The organism is Vibrio sp. Y176, assembly GCF_033438945.1.
In genome coordinates, this window is the sequence record NZ_JAWOQS010000673.1 from 1 (window position 1) to 647 (window position 647).

Consider the following 647-nt stretch of genomic DNA (forward strand, 5'->3'; position numbering starts at 1 on the left):
TATACCCAAGCCTTTTGCGTGGGCGTGTATTTAATTTGTGTGCAATTTCATTGCAGAGCTTCTGTGTTACGTGTGACATAGAAGTTCGTTTTGGTAAGTATTGTCGTATCAAGCCATTGGTGTTTTCATTAGTCCCTCGTTCCCATGAGTGGTATGGATTTGCAAAGTAAAACAGACAGTTATGGTGTTTTTCTAGTTGTGCGTAACCATGAAACTCAGTGCCATTATCCGCAGTTATCGTCTTAAAAGGTAAGTCAGAGCGGGTCATGATTTTGCTCATTCTTACGTTTAGCGACTCGCTTGTTTTATCGTCCATTTACCCAATAAAAGTGTAGCCAGTCATTCTGTCGACTAAAGTCACGATACAGTGCTTGGTTCCGCGGCCAACGACGGTATCAATTTCCCAATGACCAGGCTCTTTTCGATGCTCAGCTTTTGCAGGTCTTTCGGTAATATGACGCTTTGCTGCTAGCCGTCCACGGCTGTCTTTTGAGTTATACCTTTTACGCCTTTTCTTAGTGGATTGGCGTAGGTGCTTCCATAGTGTTCCACCGAGAGTTTTGTCGTTCCAAATATGCTGATAAATGAGCTCGTGGCTCATTGTTGGATAGCCTCTTACCCTTAGGTATCCAACGATTTGGTCAGGG

1 pseudogene is annotated in these 647 nt (G+C 43.7%); it reads right to left on the reverse strand.

Going from position 1 to position 647, the window contains the following annotated elements:
* Positions 1–647, reverse strand: a pseudogene (locus tag R7O13_RS27995) (IS30-like element ISVa6 family transposase); the annotation flags it as partial.